Source organism: Nitrobacter hamburgensis X14 (assembly GCF_000013885.1).
In the GTDB taxonomy this organism is placed as follows: domain Bacteria; phylum Pseudomonadota; class Alphaproteobacteria; order Rhizobiales; family Xanthobacteraceae; genus Nitrobacter; species Nitrobacter hamburgensis.
Window position 1 is genome coordinate 3,258,136 of the sequence record NC_007964.1, and the last position, 20,069, is coordinate 3,278,204.

General features: G+C 61.3%; 15 protein-coding genes and 2 pseudogenes. 3 read left to right on the plus strand and 14 right to left on the minus strand.

The window, feature by feature from the left end:
* Position 1: 1 nt before the first annotated feature.
* The 5 genes and pseudogenes from NHAM_RS15185 to NHAM_RS15205 all read right to left on the minus strand — a co-directional run.
* Positions 2 to 250, minus strand: a pseudogene (locus NHAM_RS15185) (transposase); the annotation flags it as partial.
* Positions 201 to 1,010 carry a uroporphyrinogen-III synthase gene (locus tag NHAM_RS15190; RefSeq protein ID WP_011511389.1) on the minus strand — a complete coding sequence of 270 codons (810 nt, stop codon included), beginning with the start codon at positions 1,008 to 1,010 and terminating at the stop codon, positions 201 to 203. The gene NHAM_RS15190 and the pseudogene NHAM_RS15185, both read right to left, overlap by 50 nt.
* Positions 1,011 to 1,349 carry a nitrite reductase small subunit NirD gene (nirD, locus tag NHAM_RS15195; RefSeq protein ID WP_011511390.1) on the minus strand — a complete coding sequence of 113 codons (339 nt, stop codon included), beginning with the start codon at positions 1,347 to 1,349 and terminating at the stop codon, positions 1,011 to 1,013.
* Positions 1,349 to 3,796 carry a nitrite reductase large subunit NirB gene (nirB, locus tag NHAM_RS15200; protein WP_198137043.1) on the minus strand — a complete coding sequence of 816 codons (2,448 nt, stop codon included), beginning with the start codon at positions 3,794 to 3,796 and terminating at the stop codon, positions 1,349 to 1,351. Before nirB ends, nirD begins: the two co-directional genes overlap by 1 nt.
* A 2-nt stretch (positions 3,797 to 3,798) precedes the next feature.
* Positions 3,799 to 4,119 (minus strand): formate/nitrite transporter family protein, encoded by a 321-nt coding sequence (locus NHAM_RS15205; RefSeq protein WP_041358209.1) that lies wholly within the window; start codon positions 4,117 to 4,119, stop codon positions 3,799 to 3,801.
* A gap of 296 nt (positions 4,120 to 4,415) precedes the next feature.
* Between NHAM_RS15205 and NHAM_RS28910 the strand changes: the two genes are divergently transcribed.
* A complete protein-coding gene (locus NHAM_RS28910) occupies positions 4,416 to 4,640 on the plus strand; it encodes an ATP-binding protein (protein WP_041358211.1) in 225 nt (74 codons plus the stop codon).
* A 15-nt stretch (positions 4,641 to 4,655) separates the two neighbouring features.
* On the opposite strand, the gene NHAM_RS15215 is transcribed toward NHAM_RS28910, so the two are convergent.
* Positions 4,656 to 5,111 (minus strand): Fur family transcriptional regulator, encoded by a 456-nt coding sequence (locus NHAM_RS15215; RefSeq protein WP_011511393.1) that lies wholly within the window; start codon positions 5,109 to 5,111, stop codon positions 4,656 to 4,658.
* Between the two features lie 298 nt (positions 5,112 to 5,409).
* Here NHAM_RS15215 and NHAM_RS15220 point away from each other — a divergent pair, with 298 nt between their 5' ends.
* Positions 5,410 to 6,756, plus strand: coding sequence for a carbohydrate porin (locus tag NHAM_RS15220; protein ID WP_245269910.1), 1,347 nt, complete (start codon positions 5,410 to 5,412; stop codon positions 6,754 to 6,756).
* A gap of 440 nt (positions 6,757 to 7,196) precedes the next feature.
* On the opposite strand, the gene NHAM_RS15225 is transcribed toward NHAM_RS15220, so the two are convergent.
* From NHAM_RS15225 to NHAM_RS28295, 4 genes and pseudogenes are all read right to left on the minus strand, one after another.
* A complete protein-coding gene (locus NHAM_RS15225) occupies positions 7,197 to 8,819 on the minus strand; it encodes an ABC-F family ATP-binding cassette domain-containing protein (RefSeq protein ID WP_011511395.1) in 1,623 nt (540 codons plus the stop codon).
* A 52-nt stretch (positions 8,820 to 8,871) separates the two neighbouring features.
* A pseudogene (locus NHAM_RS25070) lies at positions 8,872 to 9,178 on the minus strand (helix-turn-helix domain containing protein); the annotation flags it as partial.
* 58 nt (positions 9,179 to 9,236) lie between these two features.
* Positions 9,237 to 11,003: a tetratricopeptide repeat protein gene (locus tag NHAM_RS28290; RefSeq protein ID WP_245269911.1), complete on the minus strand. Its 1,767-nt coding sequence runs from the start codon at positions 11,001 to 11,003 to the stop codon at positions 9,237 to 9,239.
* A complete protein-coding gene (locus tag NHAM_RS28295; RefSeq protein WP_245269912.1) occupies positions 10,979 to 13,084 on the minus strand; it encodes an AAA family ATPase in 2,106 nt (701 codons plus the stop codon). Before NHAM_RS28295 ends, NHAM_RS28290 begins: the two co-directional genes overlap by 25 nt.
* Before the next feature lie 497 nt (positions 13,085 to 13,581).
* Between NHAM_RS28295 and NHAM_RS15240 the strand changes: the two genes are divergently transcribed.
* Entirely contained in the window at positions 13,582 to 16,026 is a 2,445-nt protein-coding gene (locus NHAM_RS15240; protein WP_011511396.1) for an autotransporter outer membrane beta-barrel domain-containing protein, read from the plus strand.
* A gap of 323 nt (positions 16,027 to 16,349) precedes the next feature.
* Here the strand turns inward: NHAM_RS15240 and NHAM_RS15245 are convergent, their stop codons facing one another.
* Genes NHAM_RS15245 through NHAM_RS15260 form a run of 4 tightly spaced genes read right to left on the minus strand, consistent with a single transcriptional unit; the run spans position 16,350 to position 20,057 of the window.
* Positions 16,350 to 17,345 (minus strand): SphA family protein, encoded by a 996-nt coding sequence (locus tag NHAM_RS15245; RefSeq protein WP_011511397.1) that lies wholly within the window; start codon positions 17,343 to 17,345, stop codon positions 16,350 to 16,352.
* Between the two features lie 29 nt (positions 17,346 to 17,374).
* Entirely contained in the window at positions 17,375 to 18,865 is a 1,491-nt protein-coding gene (locus NHAM_RS15250) for an arylsulfatase (RefSeq protein ID WP_011511398.1), read from the minus strand.
* A gap of 8 nt (positions 18,866 to 18,873) precedes the next feature.
* Positions 18,874 to 19,815, minus strand: a complete 942-nt coding sequence (locus NHAM_RS15255; RefSeq protein WP_011511399.1) for an HlyD family secretion protein — start codon at positions 19,813 to 19,815, stop codon at positions 18,874 to 18,876.
* Positions 19,812 to 20,057, minus strand: a complete 246-nt coding sequence (locus NHAM_RS15260) for a DUF3302 domain-containing protein (protein WP_011511400.1) — start codon at positions 20,055 to 20,057, stop codon at positions 19,812 to 19,814. The genes NHAM_RS15255 and NHAM_RS15260 overlap by 4 nt, the downstream gene beginning before the upstream one ends.
* Between the last annotated feature and the right edge of the window lie 12 nt (positions 20,058 to 20,069).

Below are 20,069 nucleotides of genomic sequence, written 5' to 3' on the forward strand. Positions count from 1 at the left end.
TCACCGACTCAGCCAGCAGCTTCTTCAGGCGACGGTTCTCATCTTCGAGCGTGTGCAGACGCTCCGTCTCCGGCACCGTCATGCCACCAAACCTGGCCTTCCAGTTGTAAAAACTCGCATCGCTGATCCCGTGCTTACGGCAAAGCTCTTTTGTCTTGAGCCCAGCCTCGTGCTCGGCCAGCGCCGCGATGATCTGCTCTTCACTGAGATTGGCGCCAGCGGGCGATGGCGCGCACCAGCGGCTTGAGATGGTATGAGTTTTCCGGCTGCACGGCCGCCTCATAACCGTATTTCTGCAGCGCCTTTTGCATCACCGGCCCCACCGAGGCGATTGGCGTGCGTGACAGGCCCAGCTTCAACTGGGCCTCCAGCCCTGCTTCCTTGGCCACCCACATCAGGCGCTCGATCTGCAGCGAGGCGGTAAAGGCGACCATGGTCATTCTCCCGGCTGCCAGCTCGTGGATGAAATCGGCCACCTGCGCCATCTCGGTTTCCGAGGCATAGCGATAGGGTGTCACGGGAAAGACCTTCGCGCCCTGCCGACGTAAGGCGCTTACCATCTTCTCTGCCCCACCACCCGGATACAACTGGGCCCCGATCAGGCGACCTGACAGATCGGCCCCGGCAAAGGTTTCCAGCACGCCTTCCGAAGTGGGAACAGGCGCGGTGACATCCGGCGACAGGCCGATCTCGCGCAACGCCCGCGTGGGCTTCGGTCCGCGCACCGTCAGTCGCATGCGCTTCAGGGCCGCGATGAAGCCGTCGCGCCGTGCGCCGCTGATCGTCAGAAGATGGCGCAACCCTTCGCCCGTCAGCAGGATCAGTTCGTCGAACTCGCCGCGGATGGCGCTGTCGATCCAGGCATCCGGCTCCGCCGTGTCGTGCAATGGCAGGATCTTGACCAGCGGGCAGCGCAGCGCCGTTGCCCCTTCCGCTTCCAGCATGGCGGCGAACAAATCCAGTTCGCGGCTTTCCGGCACCATGATCCGCATGTTGGCGAGCGACGTCATTCAGGCCGCTGCCCCCAGCGCTGCGGGCAGATAGACATAGACATCGCCCTCCACCACCCGCACCGACAGCGGCTGGGCCGTGCCCTGGTCCGGAGCCAGCGCCTGGCCGTCGTCCAGCCCGATCACCCAATTGTGCAGCGGACAACTAACGGTTCGGCCGGCAACAATGCCTTCCGATAGCGGCCCCTGCTTATGCGGGCATTCATCCACCAGCGCGAAGATATCGTCCTCGCCGGTGCGGAACACCGCCACCGGCTTGCCCAGATGCTTCACGCATAGCCGCCGCGCTCCACGCACCGGAATGTTGGACAGCGGCCCGATATTCTTCCAGGTGCTCATCACGTCCTCGCCAATTCGGGCAGGCGCTGGAATTCGTGCGCTTGCGCCCCCTTTACCCGCTCATTCCATGGATCCACCTGTGCTGCTTCCTGCGAGCGCAGGAAGCGCGCCTGCAAGGCCTTGCGCCCGGGCTCATCCTCCACCAGGCGCTGTTTCACATACGTCACACCCACCCGCCCGATCCAGGGCGCGGTGCGCTCTAGATAATGCGCTTCCTCACGGTAAAGCTGCATGAAGGCGGCAGCGTATTCCAACACCTCCTCTTCCGTTTTCACCTGCACCAGCTTGTCAGTGACGCGCACGTCAACGCCGCCATTGCCGCCGACCACAAGATCATAGCCGGCCTCGACACAGACCACGCCCATGTCCTTGATGGTAGCCTCGGCACAATTGCGCGGACAACCCGACACCGCCATCTTCGTCTTGTGCGGTGTCCAACTGCCCCAGGTGAGCTTTTCCAGCTTCACGCCCAGGCCAGTGGAATCCTGGGTGCCGAAACGGCACCATTCGCTGCCGACGCAGGTCTTCACCGTGCGCAGACCCTTGGCATAGGCATGACCAGACACCATGCCCGCTTCGTTCAGCATCTTCCACACGCCGGGCAGGTCTTCCTTCTTCACCCCGAGCAGGTCGATGCGCTGCCCGCCCGTGACCTTGACGGTGGGAATATTAAAATGCTCGGTGACATCGGCGATGGCACGCAGTTCCTTCGGGTTGGTCAACCCGCCCCACATGCGCGGCACCACGCTGTAGGTGCCGTCCTTCTGAATATTGGCGTGCACGCGCTCGTTGACAAAACGCGACTGGGCGTCATCGGCATATTCGCCCGGCCAGGCACAGAGCAGATAGTAGTTCAGCGCCGGACGGCATTTGGCGCAGCCTTCCGGATTCTTCCAGCCGAAACGGTCGCGCACCGCCTCCATGGTTTTGAGGTTTTCCGCCAGGATGGCCCGGCGCACCTCGTCATGGCCGGCGTCGGTGCATTCGCACACCGTCTTCTTTCTCTTCTCCACCGCACCGCCAACGGCAAAGGCCAACAGCCCTTCGACCTGCGCGGTGCACTGGCCGCAGGAAGCCGATGCCTTGGTATGTGCGCGCACCTCGCTTAAGGACGTGAGCTTCCTGGCCTGGATCGTCGAAACGATGGTTCCCTTGCACACGCCGTTGCAGCCGCAGATCTGTGCATCGTCAGGCATGGACGCGTAATCCGGTTCAGCCGATACGCTGGCACCCGCCAGCGCCTTGCCGAACACCAGCCGGTCGCGCAGAGCCGAGATATCCTCCTTGTCGCGCATCAGCTGCAGGTACCATTGGCCGTCCGTCACATCGCCGTACAGCACCGCGCCGACCAGCCTGCCGTCGCGCAGCACGATCTTCTTGTATATCCCCCGGCGGTCATCACGCAGCGTGATCTCGTCATCGTGCTCGCTGGCGGCGCATAGCGCCCCCGCCGAGAACACATCCACACCGGTAATCTTGAGGCTGGTGGAGATGTCGCGCGACACGAACAGCGCGTTCTCGTCACCGGCCATGCGCGCGGCGCAGACCTTGGCCTGATCCCAGATCGGAGCCACCAGGCCGAAGACCTTGCCGCGATGCTCGACGCATTCGCCCACCGCGAAAATGGCGGGATCGGAAGTCCGCATGTCATCGCTGACGACGATGCCGCGATTGACCTCCAACTCGGCGTTCCTGGCCAAGTCTATGTTGGGGCGGATGCCGACGGCCAGCACCACAAGGTCAGCCGGCACGAAACGCCCATCGGCCAGCGTCACGCCCTCGGCGCGGTGCTTGCCGACGATCTCCTCGGTCTGGCCGTTGGTGAAAAAGGCGATGCCACGGCCATCCAGGTCACGCTGTAGCATCTGGCCCGCCGCCGCATCGAGCTGGCGTTCCATCAACGTGGGCATTAAATGGACCAGCGCCACTTTCATGCCGCGCTGCTTTAGGCCCCAGGCCGCTTCCAGGCCTAGCAGGCCGCCGCCGATCACCACGGCGCGCCTGTGTTCGCGCGAGACCGCCAGCATGGTCTCGACATCGGCAATATCGCGGAAGGCGCAGACACCCGGCAAACTCAGGCCGGGGATCGGCGGTGCCACCGGCCTTGAGCCGGTCGCCACCAGCAGCCGATCATAATGCACCGACAGTCCTGACGCGGAATGCACCATGCGGTCGCCGCGATCAATGCGCGTGACGGCATCACCCGTGATCAGGGCGATGTCGTTTTGCGCGTACCATTCGCGGCTGTTGATGACGATCTCCTCCACCGTCTTGTCACCCGCCAGCACACCGGAAAGCATGATGCGGTTGTAGTTCACGTGCGGTTCAGCGCCGAACACGGTGATGCGGAAGCGGCCGGGGACCAGCTTGAGCAGCTCTTCCACAGTGCGCATGCCCGCCATGCCATTGCCGATGACGACCAGATGTTCGCGCGAGTCGGAGATCATGTTCATGGCGTGCCTACTCCGCAGCGACAGTGGCGGGGATCGCGCCGGCGGCGGTGGATGTCGACGCTTTGCCAATGGCCGTCCAGTAGGCCGCGCCTATGAACACAGAACCCGGCGATGGCATTGCCCAGCGTGACCCAGAGCAGGTTGTAAAACATGCCACCCACGCTCATCAGGTCGGGGTGCTGGCCCAGCAGGGCGATGGAGAAGAGCGTCATGTTGGTGGTGGAATGCACGAAGCCCAAGGCGCTGAAGGCGAACAGGCACCAGAAGATCAGGATGCACTTGGCGGCGTCGGAGAAATCAAGCGTGTCCTGGTGCATCGGTTCGTCCTTTCTGCTGCCCGCATTGGGCGAAAAAACAAAACGGCCGCCACGGAGACGGACCCGGACGGTATTCTGTGGCGACCCTGCCAACAGATTTTGCGTCCGCCCTTGGACGCAAATTCGTGGCGCTGCGTTGCGCTTGTTAAGTATCCAGCAATAGCCGTGCCAGATTTCCGCACGAGGAATTTCAAGGACTTGGGAAAGACCGCAGCGTCGGTGCCTGCCGAATGCGATCAAATCGCTCAATTTAAAGGCAAAAACGCGCCAGCCCGTGATGTCAGTCTGCGGGGCTAGTGCTCGAGTTGGCGCGCGGCGAGCTCATCCTGCGCCGCGAGAACGTCATCGCGCTCGGCGACTCCGGCACCGGCAAGACCCATGTCGCGCTGGGGCATGGCGACAGATCCGCCGCGACGATTGTTCTTTGGTTTTCGTTTCGCATGCGACGCAGTTGCGGCTCGTGCAAACGGCCGATCACCTTCGAAGGATCGTTCTTGTCGACAATGCGGCGTCATGAATGATCGACAGGACAGCCCTCACCGCTTGCTGCGTGACTCCTTCTTTCGCTTGCCCGTTTTCAGCGGTTTGACGAAGATTTCAAAGCGGTGACTGACGATCTCAAAGCCGTGAGCGCGCGCAATCTCTTCCTGCAGCCGCTCGATCTCATCCGAGCGAAATTCGATCACATCGCCGGTCTCGATATTGATCAGGTGGTCGTGATGCTCGCGATCCGCCGGCTCGTATCTGGTCCGGCCATCGCCGAAGGCGTGGCTTTCGAGAATCCCCGAATCTTCGAGTAGCCGCACGGTACGATAAACGGTCGCTATGGCGATGCCGGGATCGATCAAACTTGCGCGCCGGTGCACTTCGATCGCGTCCGGGTGATCCGTGGCCTTGGTCAGCACATTGAGAATGACGCGGCGTGGCCCCGTCAGACGCAAACCCTTGTCACGGCATACCCGCTCAAACTCTTCGTCCAGTTTCGAATTCATCAGCGCCCTCTGAGGTGGCGCCGGTCGTGGCTTGCCTACGATCAGCGTTCGAGCTTGTTACACTTTTTCCGCAATTTTCATAAGACGCCGACGGCGAAAGCCTTTACCTGCACTTGCGACTTAGTTGCAATAATATTGACTCACCAGGAGCGGCGTGCAATTCCTTATTGCGATAAACTCGCAATAGTGGGGCTACGAGGTGATGCGTTGCACGATCGATCCGGGAGCAATGCGGACGATTATTGCAATTCAGACGCACTTGCAGAAATTGCGTTGGCGACAACCTCTGGCCGCGACCGTGTCTTTGGCGGCGGCGCTGTTCGTGGCAGGCCCCGCCGTCGGCGAGGACAGGGACAAGAACCCGGACGGCATCCCCTCGCCCTCGATCGCCACAAGCTTGCCAGCCAATGGCGACCCGACAGGAACGCACAGATGGTTTGCGACGCGCGGAATTACCCATGGCCTGAGCTACACCAGTGAAGTGCTGGGCAATCCGTCAGGCGGCGTTCGGCGGGGCGGGCTTTACGAAGGCAAGCTCGAAGGTTTCGTGGCGGCCGACCTGGAGAAGCTCATCGGCTGGAATGGGCTGAGCTTCTTCTCCAATGCGTTTCAGACGCATCGAACGTCGGGCGCCCGCGATCAGCACTTGGAAAGCCTGATCACGATCAGCAACATCGAAGCGACCCCGTCGACGCGCCTGTCGGAGTTCTGGCTCGAACAGAAGCTGTTTAACGACCGATTCAGCGTCAGGGCTGGTCAGATCACCGCCGACGCCGAATTCTTCATCAGTGAATACAGCAAGATGTTCATCAGCAGCGATTGGCCGACCATTACCGGCGCCAACCTGCCGAGCGGCGGCCCTGCTTATCCTCTTGCTACGCCCGGCGTTCGGCTGAAGTTTGATCCGACCGAGAACTGGACGGCGCTGGCCGCACTGTTCAATGGCGACCCTGGCGATCAGGCCACGGTCAATCGTCATGGCACGAATTTCCGGATGAGCGATCCGCCGCTTCTGATGGGCGAGATCCAGTACCGGTACAATCAGGACAAGGATGCCAAGGGCCTGGCGGGGATCTTGCGGCTCGGCGCGTGGCACCATTTCGGGGAGTTCGAGGATCAGCGGTTCGACGACACCGGCGTCTCAATGGCAAATCCGTTGAGCAGCGGAACGGCGCGATTGTTTCACGGCACCAGCGGCATCTATGGCATCGTCGATCAGCAAATCTACCGGCCCGAAGGCGGCGAACCTGACAGCGGTGTGAGCGTATTCAGCCGTATCGCGGCAACGCCGTCTGATCGTAATCTGGTCGACTTCTACCTCGACGGCGGAACCGTGTTCTCGGGCATGCTGCCAAGCCGGCCTGACGATAAATTTGGCGCCTCCTTCATTTATGTCCATATCTCCGACCAGGCACGCGCTCTCGACCGCGACACCATCGCGTTTTCCGGGGTGAACCAGCCGCTTCGGGATTACGAGATGACGTTCGAACTCAGCTATCAAGCACAGATTGTGCCGGGCTTGGCGGTGCAGCCCTTGTTTCAATATATCGTGCATCCTGGGGGCCATGTGCCGCATACCCTCGCGCCTGCATCGCCCGTCAAAAGCGGCGCCCTGTTTGGCGTACGCAGCACCATCGTATTCTGACGACTGATGGTGACGGCCCCCACTGGCGGGCCGTCACCATGCGCTACGCTCGGGCGCGTCCGTCTTATCGACAGATGATCGGCCCCGAGCCGGCAGCCCAACGAGGCTATGGCCTGATCCGGTGTCATTCGGGCCCTGAACGCCAGAGCAAGGTCTACGAGCGTTTAGAGATCGATCGTTTTCTCGTTACCGTGACCTGCACTACCCTCACAGGGTTATCAACTGAAACTGGTCAACATCGGTCCGACCGGGCTCAAGCAAGCGATCGTCGACTATTTTCGAGCCCGCCATCCAACAAAGCTAAGTACCGGGCCTGTCGCACCTATCTGGGGACACGCATCACGGATGCCCACGCGGCGACAACCCCGTCCAGGCTTTGCAAACAACAACGGAAGCAGCCTGTGAAGGACCGGCAATTATCACGCGCCCGGATCGCGGCGTCAGCTGCGCAGCCCCGGCGCTTCCTGGCCGGTGCGTGCGACGTATTCGGTGTAGCCGCCGCCATACTGGTGGATGCCATCGAGCGTCAGCTCCAGCACGCGATTGGAGAGGACGCTTAGGAAATGTCGGTCGTGCGAGACGAACAGCATAGTGCCCTCGAAGTCCGACAGTGCCGTGATCAGCATCTCCTTGGTCGCGAGATCGAGATGGTTGGTCGGCTCGTCCAGCACTAAGAAGTTCGGCGGATCGAACAGCATCTTCGCCATCCCCAGCCGCGCCTTCTCTCCGCCCGACAACACCCGGCACCGCTTCTCAACGTCGTCGCCGGAAAAGCCAAAGCAGCCGGCGAGTGCGCGCAGGCTACCCTGCCCCGCGGTCGGAAACGCATCCTCCAGCGACTGGAACACCGTGCGGTCACCGTCGAGCAGATCCATGGCGTGCTGGGCGAAATAGCCCATCTTGACGCTGCCCCCGACGGCCACTGTGCCCGCGTCGGGCTCGCTCGCACCAGCCACCAGCTTGAGCAGCGTCGACTTGCCGGCTCCGTTGACGCCCATCACGCACCAGCGCTCGCGCCGGCGGATCATGAAATCGAACCCGCCATAGATCTGCTTGCTGCCATACCCCTTGTGGACGTTCTTCAAGGCGACGACATCCTCGCCGGAGCGCGGCGCTGGCGGAAAATCGAATGCGACCGTCTGGCGGCGCCGGGGCAGCGCCACCCGCTCGATCTTGTCGAGCTTCTTCACCCGGCTCTGGACCTGCGCCGCATGCGAGGCACGCGCCTTGAAGCGCTCGATGAACTTGATCTCCTTGGCGAGCATCGCCTGCTGGCGCTCGAACTGCGCCTGTTGCTGCTTCTCGTTCAGCGCACGCTGCTGCTCATAGAACTCGTAGTTGCCGGAATAGGTGGTGAGCGAGCCAGAGTCGATCTCGATGACCTTGGCGATCACCCGGTTTATGAACTCGCGATCGTGCGAGGTCATCAACAGCGTGCCTTCATAATCTCGGAGGAAATGTTCGAGCCAGATCAAGCTTTCGAGATCGAGATGGTTGCTCGGCTCGTCGAGCAGCATGACATCGGGGCGCATCAGGAGGATACGCGCCAGCGCCACACGCATTTTCCAGCCTCCAGAGAGCGCGCCGACGTCGCCCTCCATCATCTCCTGGCTGAACCCGAGGCCTGACAGCGCCTCGCGCGCCCGGCCATCGAGCGCATAGCCGTCGAGCTCCTCGAAACGATGCTGCACCTCGCCATAGCGCGCGATGATCTCCTCCATCTCGTCGGCGCGATCCGGGGCGGCCATCGCGGCCTCGAGTTCGCGGAGCTCGGTGGCGGCCACGCTGACGGGTCCCGCTCCATCCATCACCTCCGCCACGGCACTGCGGCCGGACATCTCGCCGACGTCCTGGCTGAAATAGCCGATGGTGATGCCGCGATCGATCGAGACCTGCCCTTCGTCGGGCAGTTCCTGGCCTGTGATCATCCGGAACAGCGTGGTCTTGCCGGCTCCGTTCGGACCGACGAGGCCGATTTTCTCGCCCTTGTTGAGCGCTGCGGAGGCTTCGATGAAAAGGATCTGGTGGCCGGCTTGCTTGCTGACGTTGTCGAGACGGATCATGCTGTCATTTTGAGCGAAAGAAATATTGGGGTCTCTTAGTCTATGTCGCCGGCAAGTGGAAGACCGAGGCCTCGGAGACAAAATAGCTTTCGGCGCCGATGAACGTCACCGCCAGCTCGCGCGGTGATAGCTCCGACCCTGTCGAGGGCCAGTTCGATGATCCGCTCGCGCACCTCCTCGGGAATGCGGTTCCAAACCCGCTTCGGCCGTGGGCGGCGGTCTTCGAGGGCATCGACACCGCCGCTCAGGAGCCGGTCATACCAGAGGTGGAAGGTGGCGCGAGGTATACCGAGTTTCTCCAGCGTACAGCGTGCCGGCAGGTGCGCCTGCTCGACGAGCCGGATGATCTCCAGCTTCTCCCGTAGAAACTGTCAAAAAGAGTGGTCAATCGCCGCCGGCCGGTGGATTCAAAAGCCGCTATGATCGGCGAAACTCGGCCTCGGCCTGCTCAAGCCAGAACAGCATGTTCATTCCGCGGTACATCGTTTTCGCAGTGTCAAGCTGGATATGGGCCTGATTCGGTTGGCCTGTGCGCAGGTATAGTTTTCCGAGGCCGTGATGGCAGCGCGCGACGAGCGGACTCATTTTGAGTTCCGCCGCCAGTGCCAGCGCATCCCGGTAGTGATTCTCAGCAATCTCGGGAGAATTCTCCAGCGCCGATACGTCGCCAAGAAGACGAAGTGCGCCCGCCTCGCCGCTACGCTGACCGCTTTCGCGGGCGATGGCCAAGGCGCGCTCAGCAACTTCAAGAGCGCGTGCAGGCCGGCCAACATGCATATACATTTCACCCAAGGGTATCAGGAAAAGCGAAAGGGCAAATTGATGCCCCATTTTCTCGAAAACGCTCAGCGCTTGCTCCAGCAACGGGAGGCCTTCAGCAGTTTGTCCTTGCAGCGCGTAAGCGTAACTCAGGCTCCCGGAACTCCCTGCAGCGAGGAACGGCAGGTTCCATTCGCGAGTTACTTTTAACCCACGCTCCAATAGACCGATGGCGTGGCCGAGTTCTCCTCTGGTGATCATGAGATCGGCGAGACACCAACAAGCGATGGCCAGGCTATATGGATGGTCAACCGCTTCGGCGAGGCGAACGCCTTCCTCGCCATGAACAACCCCACGCTCGAACCCGCCTTGATCGGCGTAGATGCGAGTCAAATAACTGTGGGCTGTTACCGCGGGAATCCCGGAAAGTGAAAATTGTTCGAGGCTCAACCCGCCATCAAGAAGTTCCAAGACTTTCAGAAAGTGCTCCTCGGCCGATCGAAAATTCAGCGTCGAAAAGCAGGCCGTCCCGAGAAAGAGAGCCGCCGCTGCCTGAAGCGGAATATCCCCGGATAGTTCGGCAAGGCTCTGCGCGGTTTGACCGAACGCAATTGCGTCTTTTGAATTCCCACCGAGTCCGAGGGTTTGACACATATGAACGGAAAGCAGGCAAGATCTCCGTTGATCATTGAGGCGCTTGGCCAAGACTTCGGCTTCATGGAGATAGCTGACGATGCGTTTGAACTGCCCAAGCGGAATGAGCGATGTTTTCAGATCGAAGCGAAGATCGATAGCCTGCTCGAGTGTCTCCCGGCTTTCGGGCAGCTTCTCGAGAAGACGTGCCGCATGATCGAAGAATCCGGCAGCCTCACGGTTGGCCCAGCGTGCATATGCGTGCCGCCCGGCCTTGACCCAAAAGCTGATTGCCTCGCTGACAAGCCCGGCCTCGGTGAAATGGCGCGCGACCATCTCCGGTTGCTTTTCGACTAACGCCGGAAACCGTTCGATCAGTGTTTTAGCGATACTCGCATGCAGCTGTCGTCGCCGGCTCTTGAGCATCGTGACATAGGCAGCATCCTGTATGAGTGCGTGCTTGAACAGGTAACTTGCTTCCGAGGGTGTTCCACGGTGCAAGATGAGGCCGGAAGCCGTCAGTTGTGCGAGCGCAGCATCGAGGTCGGAGGGAGGCAAGTCCGACACCGCAGTGATCAGTTCGTGAGAGAATTCCCGTCCGATTGCGGCGCCGATCATGGCCACCTCCTTCGCCGAACCAAGCAGATCGAGGCGGGCCACCAGGGATGCGTGCAGTGTCGTCGGGACAGCGTGTGGCGGCAATGGCCCATCCAGGACGTAGCTCTTAACGCTCTCACGTAACAGCCCGCTATCGAGCAGCGTCTGCGTCAGTTCCTCGATGAATAGTGGCACGCCATCAGTGCGCGACAGGATATGCGCGGCAACGGCGTCGGGGAGTGCTTTGTCCAGCGTAATGCTGCGAATGATCTTGGCGCCATCGTTCGGGCCCAGGGCAGCGCCGTTACATGCGGCTGATCCGCCCAGTCCGGTTGGAATCCCGGCCGGAACGTCACGATCAGCAGCAACGGCAGTTGGGTTGCGCTGCTTACCATTCGTCCGAGCAGGTCCAGCGATGTCGGGTCGATCCAGTGAGCATCCTCAAACACGATCAGAAGCGGCGCTCGTGTGGCTGCATCCTTGAGCCGGTTGAGGAGCGCGCCGAGAGTCATCTCCTGTTTCTGTTGCGGGCTGGCTTTCAGTGCCGGATGGCGCCCGTCCATTGGCAAGCTCAGCAACTCCGCGAAGAGCGCCCCGTCGCGTGGCAAATTTGCCGATGTCGGCTTGAGCAATGCCTCGAGTTTCTCAAGCCTGGTGCTGTCGCTATCGCCAGGCCTGAAGCCAGCCTGCTGTTCGATCTGGACAATGAATGGAAAGAGCGCGCTATCCGTATGATGGGGCGAGCAGGAATAACGAAAGCAAGCATGCGATCCAGCTTCGCATATGGCCACCATGTTTTCAGCGATACGCGACTTCCCAATGCCAGCCTCACCCGAGATGACTACGACACGCCCCTCACCGGACCTGGACTGATTCCAGCGGCGCAACAGCAATTCGGCCTCTTCTTGGCGACCGACAAGCGGAGACAGTCCGGCTCCGTGTCGCGCTTCATATCGGCTGACATCTGTCCTCTCGCCGTGCACCTGCCATGCCTCGATCGGATACGGCTGCCCCTTTACCTCAATGGGGTCTAACTCGCGGCAGTCAAACCTCCCTCCGAGGAGCCGTTGTGTACTGGTCGCAATAACGACGTCGCCCGACGCCGCACGGGTCTGGAGCCGGGTCGCGAGGTTTGGCGTCTGACCGGTTGCGATATGGTGGCAGTTATCGTCGATTGTCGACGTTTCACCAACGACGACGAGCCCGGTGGCAATGCCGACACTGGCTCGAAGTTGCATTTCGGGAAATGCAGCCACCTTGCCGATTGAATCGAGGATAGCAAGACCGGCGCGTACGGCACGCTCTGCATCGTGCTCGTGTGCAGCGGGGTAGCCGAAGTAAACCAGCACGCCGTAGCCTTGATACTGGGCTACAAACCCGCCAAACCGGGCTGCGACATCGGCGGCCGTTTTTTGGAAGGTGGCGATCCGATCGTGGATGTCTTCGGGATCGAGATTCTCCGAATAGCTCGTGGGGCCGATCAGATTGCAAACCATGATCGTCAGTTGGCGCTGCTCAAAAGAGTTGGAGCGAACAACAACTTCAGCTGTGGCATTATCGACGCGTGCCGCAGTGGTCTCTGTGCCGGTCTTCCCCCCGGAAGTCCCGTGCATTTTGCGATGGAGTTCATTGCTCGTTGGTGACGCGTCAGGCGGCGGCGCGCTTCGAAGCTCCGCAACCAGTAGCCGGGTTGCCGCATCGGGCTCCGTACTCAGCTCGTGCCTGAGGCGCGCCGCGAGATCCTGGTAGTACTTGAGCGCTTCGGCCTTGCGTCCCAAGGCGGCCAGCGCCTGTATCGCCAGCCGATGCGCATCCTCACGCAAGGCATTCACCGCGATTGCCCGATTGGCGTTCTTGAGCGCAGCCGCCGTGTTTCCCGCCCGCAGCGCTTGCTGGCCGTATCCGACCATGGAGTCGACCGCCAGCCCTGCCAATCGCTCGCGCTCGGAGTTGCGCCAGTCCAACCATGCTTCTTCTGCTATGTTCAAGTCGGTCAGCAGGGGATTCCGGTAGAGATCGGCGGCCGCAGCGAGCGAAGCGCGGCTTCCCTCGGCCACCAGGGCTTCGAAGCGGATCACGTCGCAATCGATCACGCCGGGCGCGAGTGAGACTGCATTATCTTCGCTGACGAGCGCTTCGTGCCCTAGAATCCGGCGTAGCAGGGAAAGGGCCTGGCGCAGATTCTGTCGAGCCTGGGCCTCGAAATGAGCGCCCCAAAGGAGATCGGCCAGCCTCTCACGCGGCTGCGGCCGGGATGTGCAGGCCAGATAGGCCAATAGTCCCGCCAGCTTCCTGCTCGGCAAGTGGACGACGACGCCATCGAGCGCCGTCAGTTCGAAACGTCCAAGCAGCGACAGCCCGAACCTTTGAATCTGCACTTTGTCTTTCATTTCGCGCGCAACATTCTCACAACAACTGTATCCCGGAAGACACACCACACCCGCTCCGGGTGTCTTGCAAGCATAATTCACGTCTAGATCACGCCGCATTCACGCTCGAAAGGACGGAGGGCGGATTTAAAGAATTGGTAAACGCAGTTTGTTGCGGTCCATGTTCTCCGACACCGTTTGAGAAAAAAATATGAATTTTTTGAGCAATCGCCGGGCCGTGCTGCCCTGCAGGCCACGACTGCGCTGGTCACCACCCAGCGCACGCGGCGGACGCAACCTGGCTTGATATTCCTCATTCCCTCGATTTCAACGACAGCGCCAACTGGTCTACCGGTGTGGTGCCGACCGGTACCGCGTTTTTCGGCGCGAGCCACGCCCCCCTGATGTCCACCTCGTCTGACACCGCTATCGATGGCTGGACGTTCAATGCCGGGGCGTCGAACTACCTTATTTCGAACAGTCACCGGTTCGATTTCAATGGCGCCGGAATCGTCGTCAATGGCGGTTCCGTCATTCTCAAAAATACTGGCACAGTCTTTTTTCTTAGTGGCACGGCGGGCAGCGCCACGATTGATAACGACAGCGGAGGCGTATTTGGTGCGGGCATCTTGACCTTCAATGATAGCACGGCCGGCAGCGCCACGATTACTAGCCACGACGGAGGCGGCACGATATTCCTTGGCGCCAGCACGGCCGGCAGCGCCACGATTATTAACAACTACGCTGGCGGCACGCTTTTCGGTGGGACCGCTACGGCCGGCAGCGCGACGATTATCAACAACAGCGGAGGCAGCACGGGTTTCGCGCAAACCAGCACCGCCGGCAACGCCACGATCATCAACAACGCCGGTGGGACTGTTTCCTTCCGGGACTCCGGCACCGGCGGTACGGCACGATTGATCAACGATGGCGTGGTTGACCTGACCTATCTTTTCGATGCCCAAGGCATCACTCTGGGCTCGATAGAGGGAAGCGGTGTTTTTCAGCTGGCCACAAAAAATCTGGCGGTCGGGGGCAACAACCGGTCAACAACGTTCTCAGGGGCGATTCTGGATCAGGGTTCATTCCCCAACCCCTTAGCCGTCGGAGCCTCCCTGACCAAGGAGGGCACCGGCACGCTGACGTTGACGGGCACCGCCAACGCCTATACCGGCGCGACCACCGTCAACGGCGGCACGCTGGTGGTGAACGGCTCGATCGAGACCTCGAGTCTCGTCACGGTAAACTCCGGCGGCACGTTGGCGGGTACCGGCACCGTCGGTAACACCGCGATAGCAGGCGGCATTTTCGCGCCCGGCTCCGGTACGCCGGGATCGTCGATGACTGTCAACGGCACGCTCGGCCTTTCGCCGACATCGACCTATGCCGTCAACATCGGCCCCATGACGTCGTCCTTTGCCAATGTCACGGGCGCCGCAACGCTCGGCGGCGCCACCGTCAACGCGAGCTATGCTGGTGGAAGCAATGTCAGCAAACATTACACCATCCTGACCGCAACTGGTGGGATCAGCGGCACCTTCGGCGTGGTCAATAGCAATCTGCCGGCCAATTTCACGACCGCGCTTAGCTATGACAGCAACAACGCCTATCTCGACCTGTCATTTGGCTTTGCGCCGCCACCCGGGGGCTTCAGTACCAACCAGAATAACGTCGCCAACGCGGTGATGAACGCCTTCAACACCAACGGCATTCCGCTGGCGTTCGGCGCGCTGTCGCCGCAGGGGCTGACGCAAGTGTCCGGCGAAGCCGCCACCGGCACCCAGCAGGCGACGTTTGACGCCATGAGCCTGTTCATGGGCGTGATGACCGACCCGTTCATGGCGGGACGCGGTGACGGCATCCCCTCATCGAATGGCGCGCCAGCATTCGCGGCTGAGGACCACGATGCGCTGGGTTACGCTGCGCGCGGCAATGGCCGCAATGCCGCCGAGCGCAATGCCTATGCCGCGATGTCGCGCAAGGCATTGCCGATGGCGCCAAGCTTCGAACAGCGCTGGAGCGTGTGGGCGGCGAGCTATGGCGGCTCGCAGACCACGTCAGGCAACAGCGTCGTCGGCTCCAACACCGCGACCAGCAACCTGTACGGTGTCGCGGTCGGCGCTGACTACCGCGTCTCGCCGGATACACTGGTCGGGTTTGCGATGGCCGGCGGCGCCACCAACTTTAACGTTGCAGGTGGACTGGGCTCCGGCCGCAGCGATCTGTTTCAGGCCGGTGCGTTCGTCCACCACCATATCGGCGCGGCGTACCTCAGCGGCGCGCTGGCCTATGGCTGGCAGGACGTCACCACCGACCGCACCGTGAGCGCGGGCGGCATCGAGCGGCTGCGCGCCAACTTCAACGCGAATGCCTTCTCGGGGCGACTCGAAGGTGGTTACCGTATCGCCACGCCGTTGATGGGCATCACGCCCTATGCCGCCGGGCAATTCACCACCTATGATTTGCCGACCTATGCCGAACAGGCCAGCACCGGAGGTCTGTTCGCGCTGAACTACGCCGCGAAGAATGTCACCGCGTCACGCAGCGAACTCGGCATCCGTACCGACAAATCCTTCGCGCTTAGCAATGCCATCCTGACGTTGCGCAGCCGTGCCGCGTGGGCGCATAACTTCGACACCGACCGTGCGATCGCCGCGACCTTCCAGTCGCTGCCCGGCGCATCCTTCGTCGTCAACGGCGCGGCACAAGCCCGCGAGGCCGCGCTGCTTACCGGCTCCGCCGAAATGAAATGGGCCAACGGCTTCGCGCTCGCCACCACCTTCGAGGGCGAGTTCTCCGACACCACTTCCAGCTACGCCGGCAAAGGCGTCGTGCGGTATAGCTGGTGAGGTGGCGAAGGCGGCGGCGAGCGAAGCCCGGTCGTCCTCGACGGTCAAAGCCTTGAAGCGGACTGTATCGCAATCGATCGCGCCGGGCGCGAGCCAGACGTTATCGTCGTTGTTGACAAGCGTCTGTCGCTCGGCATTCTCGCGCCGCTGCTCGGCCTCTGACCAACATCCGCGAATTGCCCCCTATCTCCGCCGCTTGAATCGACAGAGGACCCGCGAGAATATCCAGTTTATCGTAAGGCGCGAAACCCGATACGAAGTTGGCGCAGCTCTGGCGCACCGTTGTCGGTCATCTCGTGTGCCGATGCGTGGCCTGTCTGCCCTCAGTATTTTCGCACGATCGGCTTTGGAGCTTCAGGCGAGATCGCGAAGGTCAGCCAGGTGTTCCAGCCCTCGGGCCGGTTCTGGGCCGCGAACTCCTTGTAGGCCTTCACGTTGATATATCCCTGCATGTCCCCGACCGGAAAAAGGAAGCCGATTTGCGGGCCGACGCCTGCGATGCGCGAGCGGAAGCCATCGAATGCTGCAGGGGCGCCGAAATCGTCGGTTACCTGTTGCAGGTAGTAGCCGACGACGCCAACCTGAATCTTGTTTTCGAAGAAGTGTGAAGCGCCCCAATCGACGTGGAAATCCATCCCGTTCTGGTATTGCGTGTAGGTGTTCTTGAAATTGTAGGTCATGCCGGCAATTGCCGAAAACTCGTTGCCGGACTTGGGATCGAAATAGGTGTAGCCGCCACCAAAATCGATGGCGCCATGACCGATCCCGAGATTGGCGAGACGGTTGGGATCGTAGTCCCCGATCGGGATGTCACCGGTGCCGTAGACCATGTAGTTGTTGACGCCCCGATTCCATTTCAGCGCTACCTGCGGGATTACATCTCCGACGGACGTCAGACCCTGCGTCCGGTTGAGCGCGATCGTATTGCCGAACGGGCCGGTCAGCGAGAGCGCGGCGGACGCCTCGTTCCGCCCGGCAATGCCAAGGACGCTAACCGATAGCTGGGCGCCGAGCACCGGCGTCGCGAACACGTAGGTCGGCCCGAACCCAACGAGGTCGCCTCGGCCGCTGATGCCGACGTCAATCCGCCCGCCGCGCGGGAATTGCGCACCCGCCGCCGAAGCGACATCGGTGTGAATGTAGAATGTCGCCCATGACCATCCGGGTGTCGCTGGCGTTGCCGAAAGGCTGCCGAACGTGCCGGGCAACCAGAAGCTGAGACCGCCTTCGTCGGCAAAGGCGGACGAGGGGCTTCCGGCAGAAATCAGCGTGCAGAGCCCGGCAGTTACTGCCGCGCCCAGAATTTTCTGTCGTTTCATCTCACCCCCTCCGTCTTCGAAATGTTCACCTAGGTTTTCCGAACAGGAACATAGTCCAAAGGCGCTCCGGCCGGGATCAGCGGTTCGCGCTTCACGCTGATCGCAAAGTCCTTCATGATCCTACCGAAGTGGGCGGCCGTCCACGAATGAATGTAAGGCAGATCGAACGCCTTGCGTTCCTTGGGATCGACGGTCAGGTTGATGATGTGCGGCGTGGACAGTTTCAACGCCGGCTCAGTGAGCGTCTTCTGGAGATAGAATACCATCTTGAAGTTGCGCCACTTCACGCCGTAAAGCGTGTCGGCCATCCAGTACGGGATGCCGTCGCGCGCTGAATTGTTCTGCTTTCCTTCGAAAAAGGCGCGCTGATCGATGCCGTCGATCACGCGGTCCGTCGGCATCGCGGCACCGGCCCATTGCAGAATTATCGTGAACATGTCGGTGATGTGGACGATATCATTGCTCTGCTTACCTGGAGGCACCCGGCCGGGATAGCGCACCATGCAGGGCGTGCGCAACGAGCCTTCCATGCCGGTGAAGTAGGAGCCATCGAAAAAGCCGGGGGTACCGCGCCAGGGCTCCAGCTCCTCAGGCCCGTTGTCTCCTGAGAATACGACGATGGTGTTGTCGTCGACCTTGAGTTCCTTCAGCGTGTCCAGGATCTCGCCGAAATCCGAGTCAAGCTCGAGCAGACAATCCGCCCAGTCGCCCTGACCGGACTTGCCCCTGAACTCGGCGCGCGGAATCGTCGGCATGTGCATCAGGGAGTGATTGAAATAGAGGAAGAACGATCGTTTTGCATCGACGCTCCGCTTCATGAAGGCCTTGCCGCGCGTCAGGAGTTCGCGGTCGACATCGCGGCGCACGTTGAGATCGAGTTGCTTGACGGTTCGCGGTGTCCGATCGCCCTTACGGGACTCCAGCATGTTGCTGACGGGATCGCGTTTGGGATCGTACCAGGGGTCCGTTGGCCAAAGGGATTCATCCCAGGAGCGTGGCGGGCCGTACCATTCGTCGAAACCGTGATCGGTTGGCCAGCGTCCGGCCGATTCGCCGACATGCCACTTGCCAACGCAGGCGGTGGCATAACCCCGCGCCGACAGCACGTCCCCCATCGTCCGCTCCCAGGCGACCAGGCCGCCTTCTTCGCCCGGAAGGGCAACCGTGTGATTGCCGGAGCGGATCGCGTACCGGCCCGTCATCAAAGCCGATCGGGAAGGCGTGCACTGCGCCTCGGGTGCGAAATTGAGCAGCTTGATGCCTTCGTCTGCGAACGCATCGATCCGACGCGTATCCGCGCCCCGAAGGATTCCGCCGCCGTAGCAGCCCAACTCACCATAGCCGAGATTGTCGACGAGAAAATAGACGACATTCGGTGGCCCGTTCGATGTGCGCGCAGGCTGCTGTTGCGCCTGCGCGGCGCTCGTCGTGCCGTCCGCCGCAATTGCCGAAGCCGCCGCGAGAGCCGTGCCCGCCAGCAGGACGTCTCGTCGGTTCGGGCCACTTTCATCGGCTTTCATATGACACCTCAGAATGGGTTGATGTAATCGAGAATGGCGACTTGCCGCAACAAAACGCGGCGGATCACATGGCTGATCTTCACATGATCGGTGAAGATGGCCGCCGTTCCGGTGGCCCCGGCCGGAAGCGTTCTGGCGAAATCGGGATCGTCCATCGCGATACGGACGACGAAAGGCACGGTGGTGATTTCCTTCGGCGTCACTGCCGCGCCCGAAACCTGCGCTTGCCCGGTCGCGACCGCCTGCAGGATGCTTTCCACCTTGCCCGTGAAGACCCGCCCCGGAGCGAACTTGAATGCGATTTCCACGTCCTGACCGGGAGCGACGTAGCGCGCGTTGATTTGGTCGATTTCGACCGCGACGTTCGTGGTGGACGTATCTATGAAAGCCATGACGGGCGAAACGGAAAGGTTTCCCACGCGCGCGCCCTTTCGCAGGGCGAGGTTCGTCACGTAGCCGTCGGCGGGCGCGCGCACGACGGTCTTGTCGAGATTCCACCGCGCGTTTTCAAGTTGCGCCTTGAACTGATCGACTTCGGACTGGCGCTGCTCGACATCGAACCCCCGGCCAGCCTCGCGTTCGTAGAGCGTCGCCATCTGCCCAAGGCGGGTGGTCGACAGCTTCAGTTGAGCCTCGATCGCCTTCAGCTGTGCGTCGTAGGGCGTCGGATCGATCTTGAAAAGCACATCGCCCTGCTTCAGCGGCGTGTTTGGTGCGACGGGCACGTCGACGACCTCGCCTGCTACATTGGGCACGATTGATACCGAATTGCGGTAAACCAGCGCCTTGCCCTCAGGTGCGCCCCAGCCCATCGGGATGAACAGCAGAACATTGAGCAGCAACAGCACGATCAGCGGCGACGTCTTCCAGAAGGCGTTGAATCGGATAAGACCGAGCCACACCAGGGTAAAGAGCAGCGCCAGATACAGCACCATGAGCGCGATCATCATGGCTGCTGTCCCGTAGTTCGTCGCGCCGGCACGTCGACATAGGCCCAGATCAACGCCACCGGCCATAGCACGAATCCGAAAATCAACGTGACCCAACCGGCCACGCTGACCGCCTCGGCCCAGGGATGATGTCGCCTCCTTGCCACATAGCCCGGCATCGAGCCCATCAGCCAGAACACCAAGACGACCACGCCGACAAGGATAATCAGAACAGCCCAGGCGAGGATATCGAGACCGCTCATTGTACTATCTCG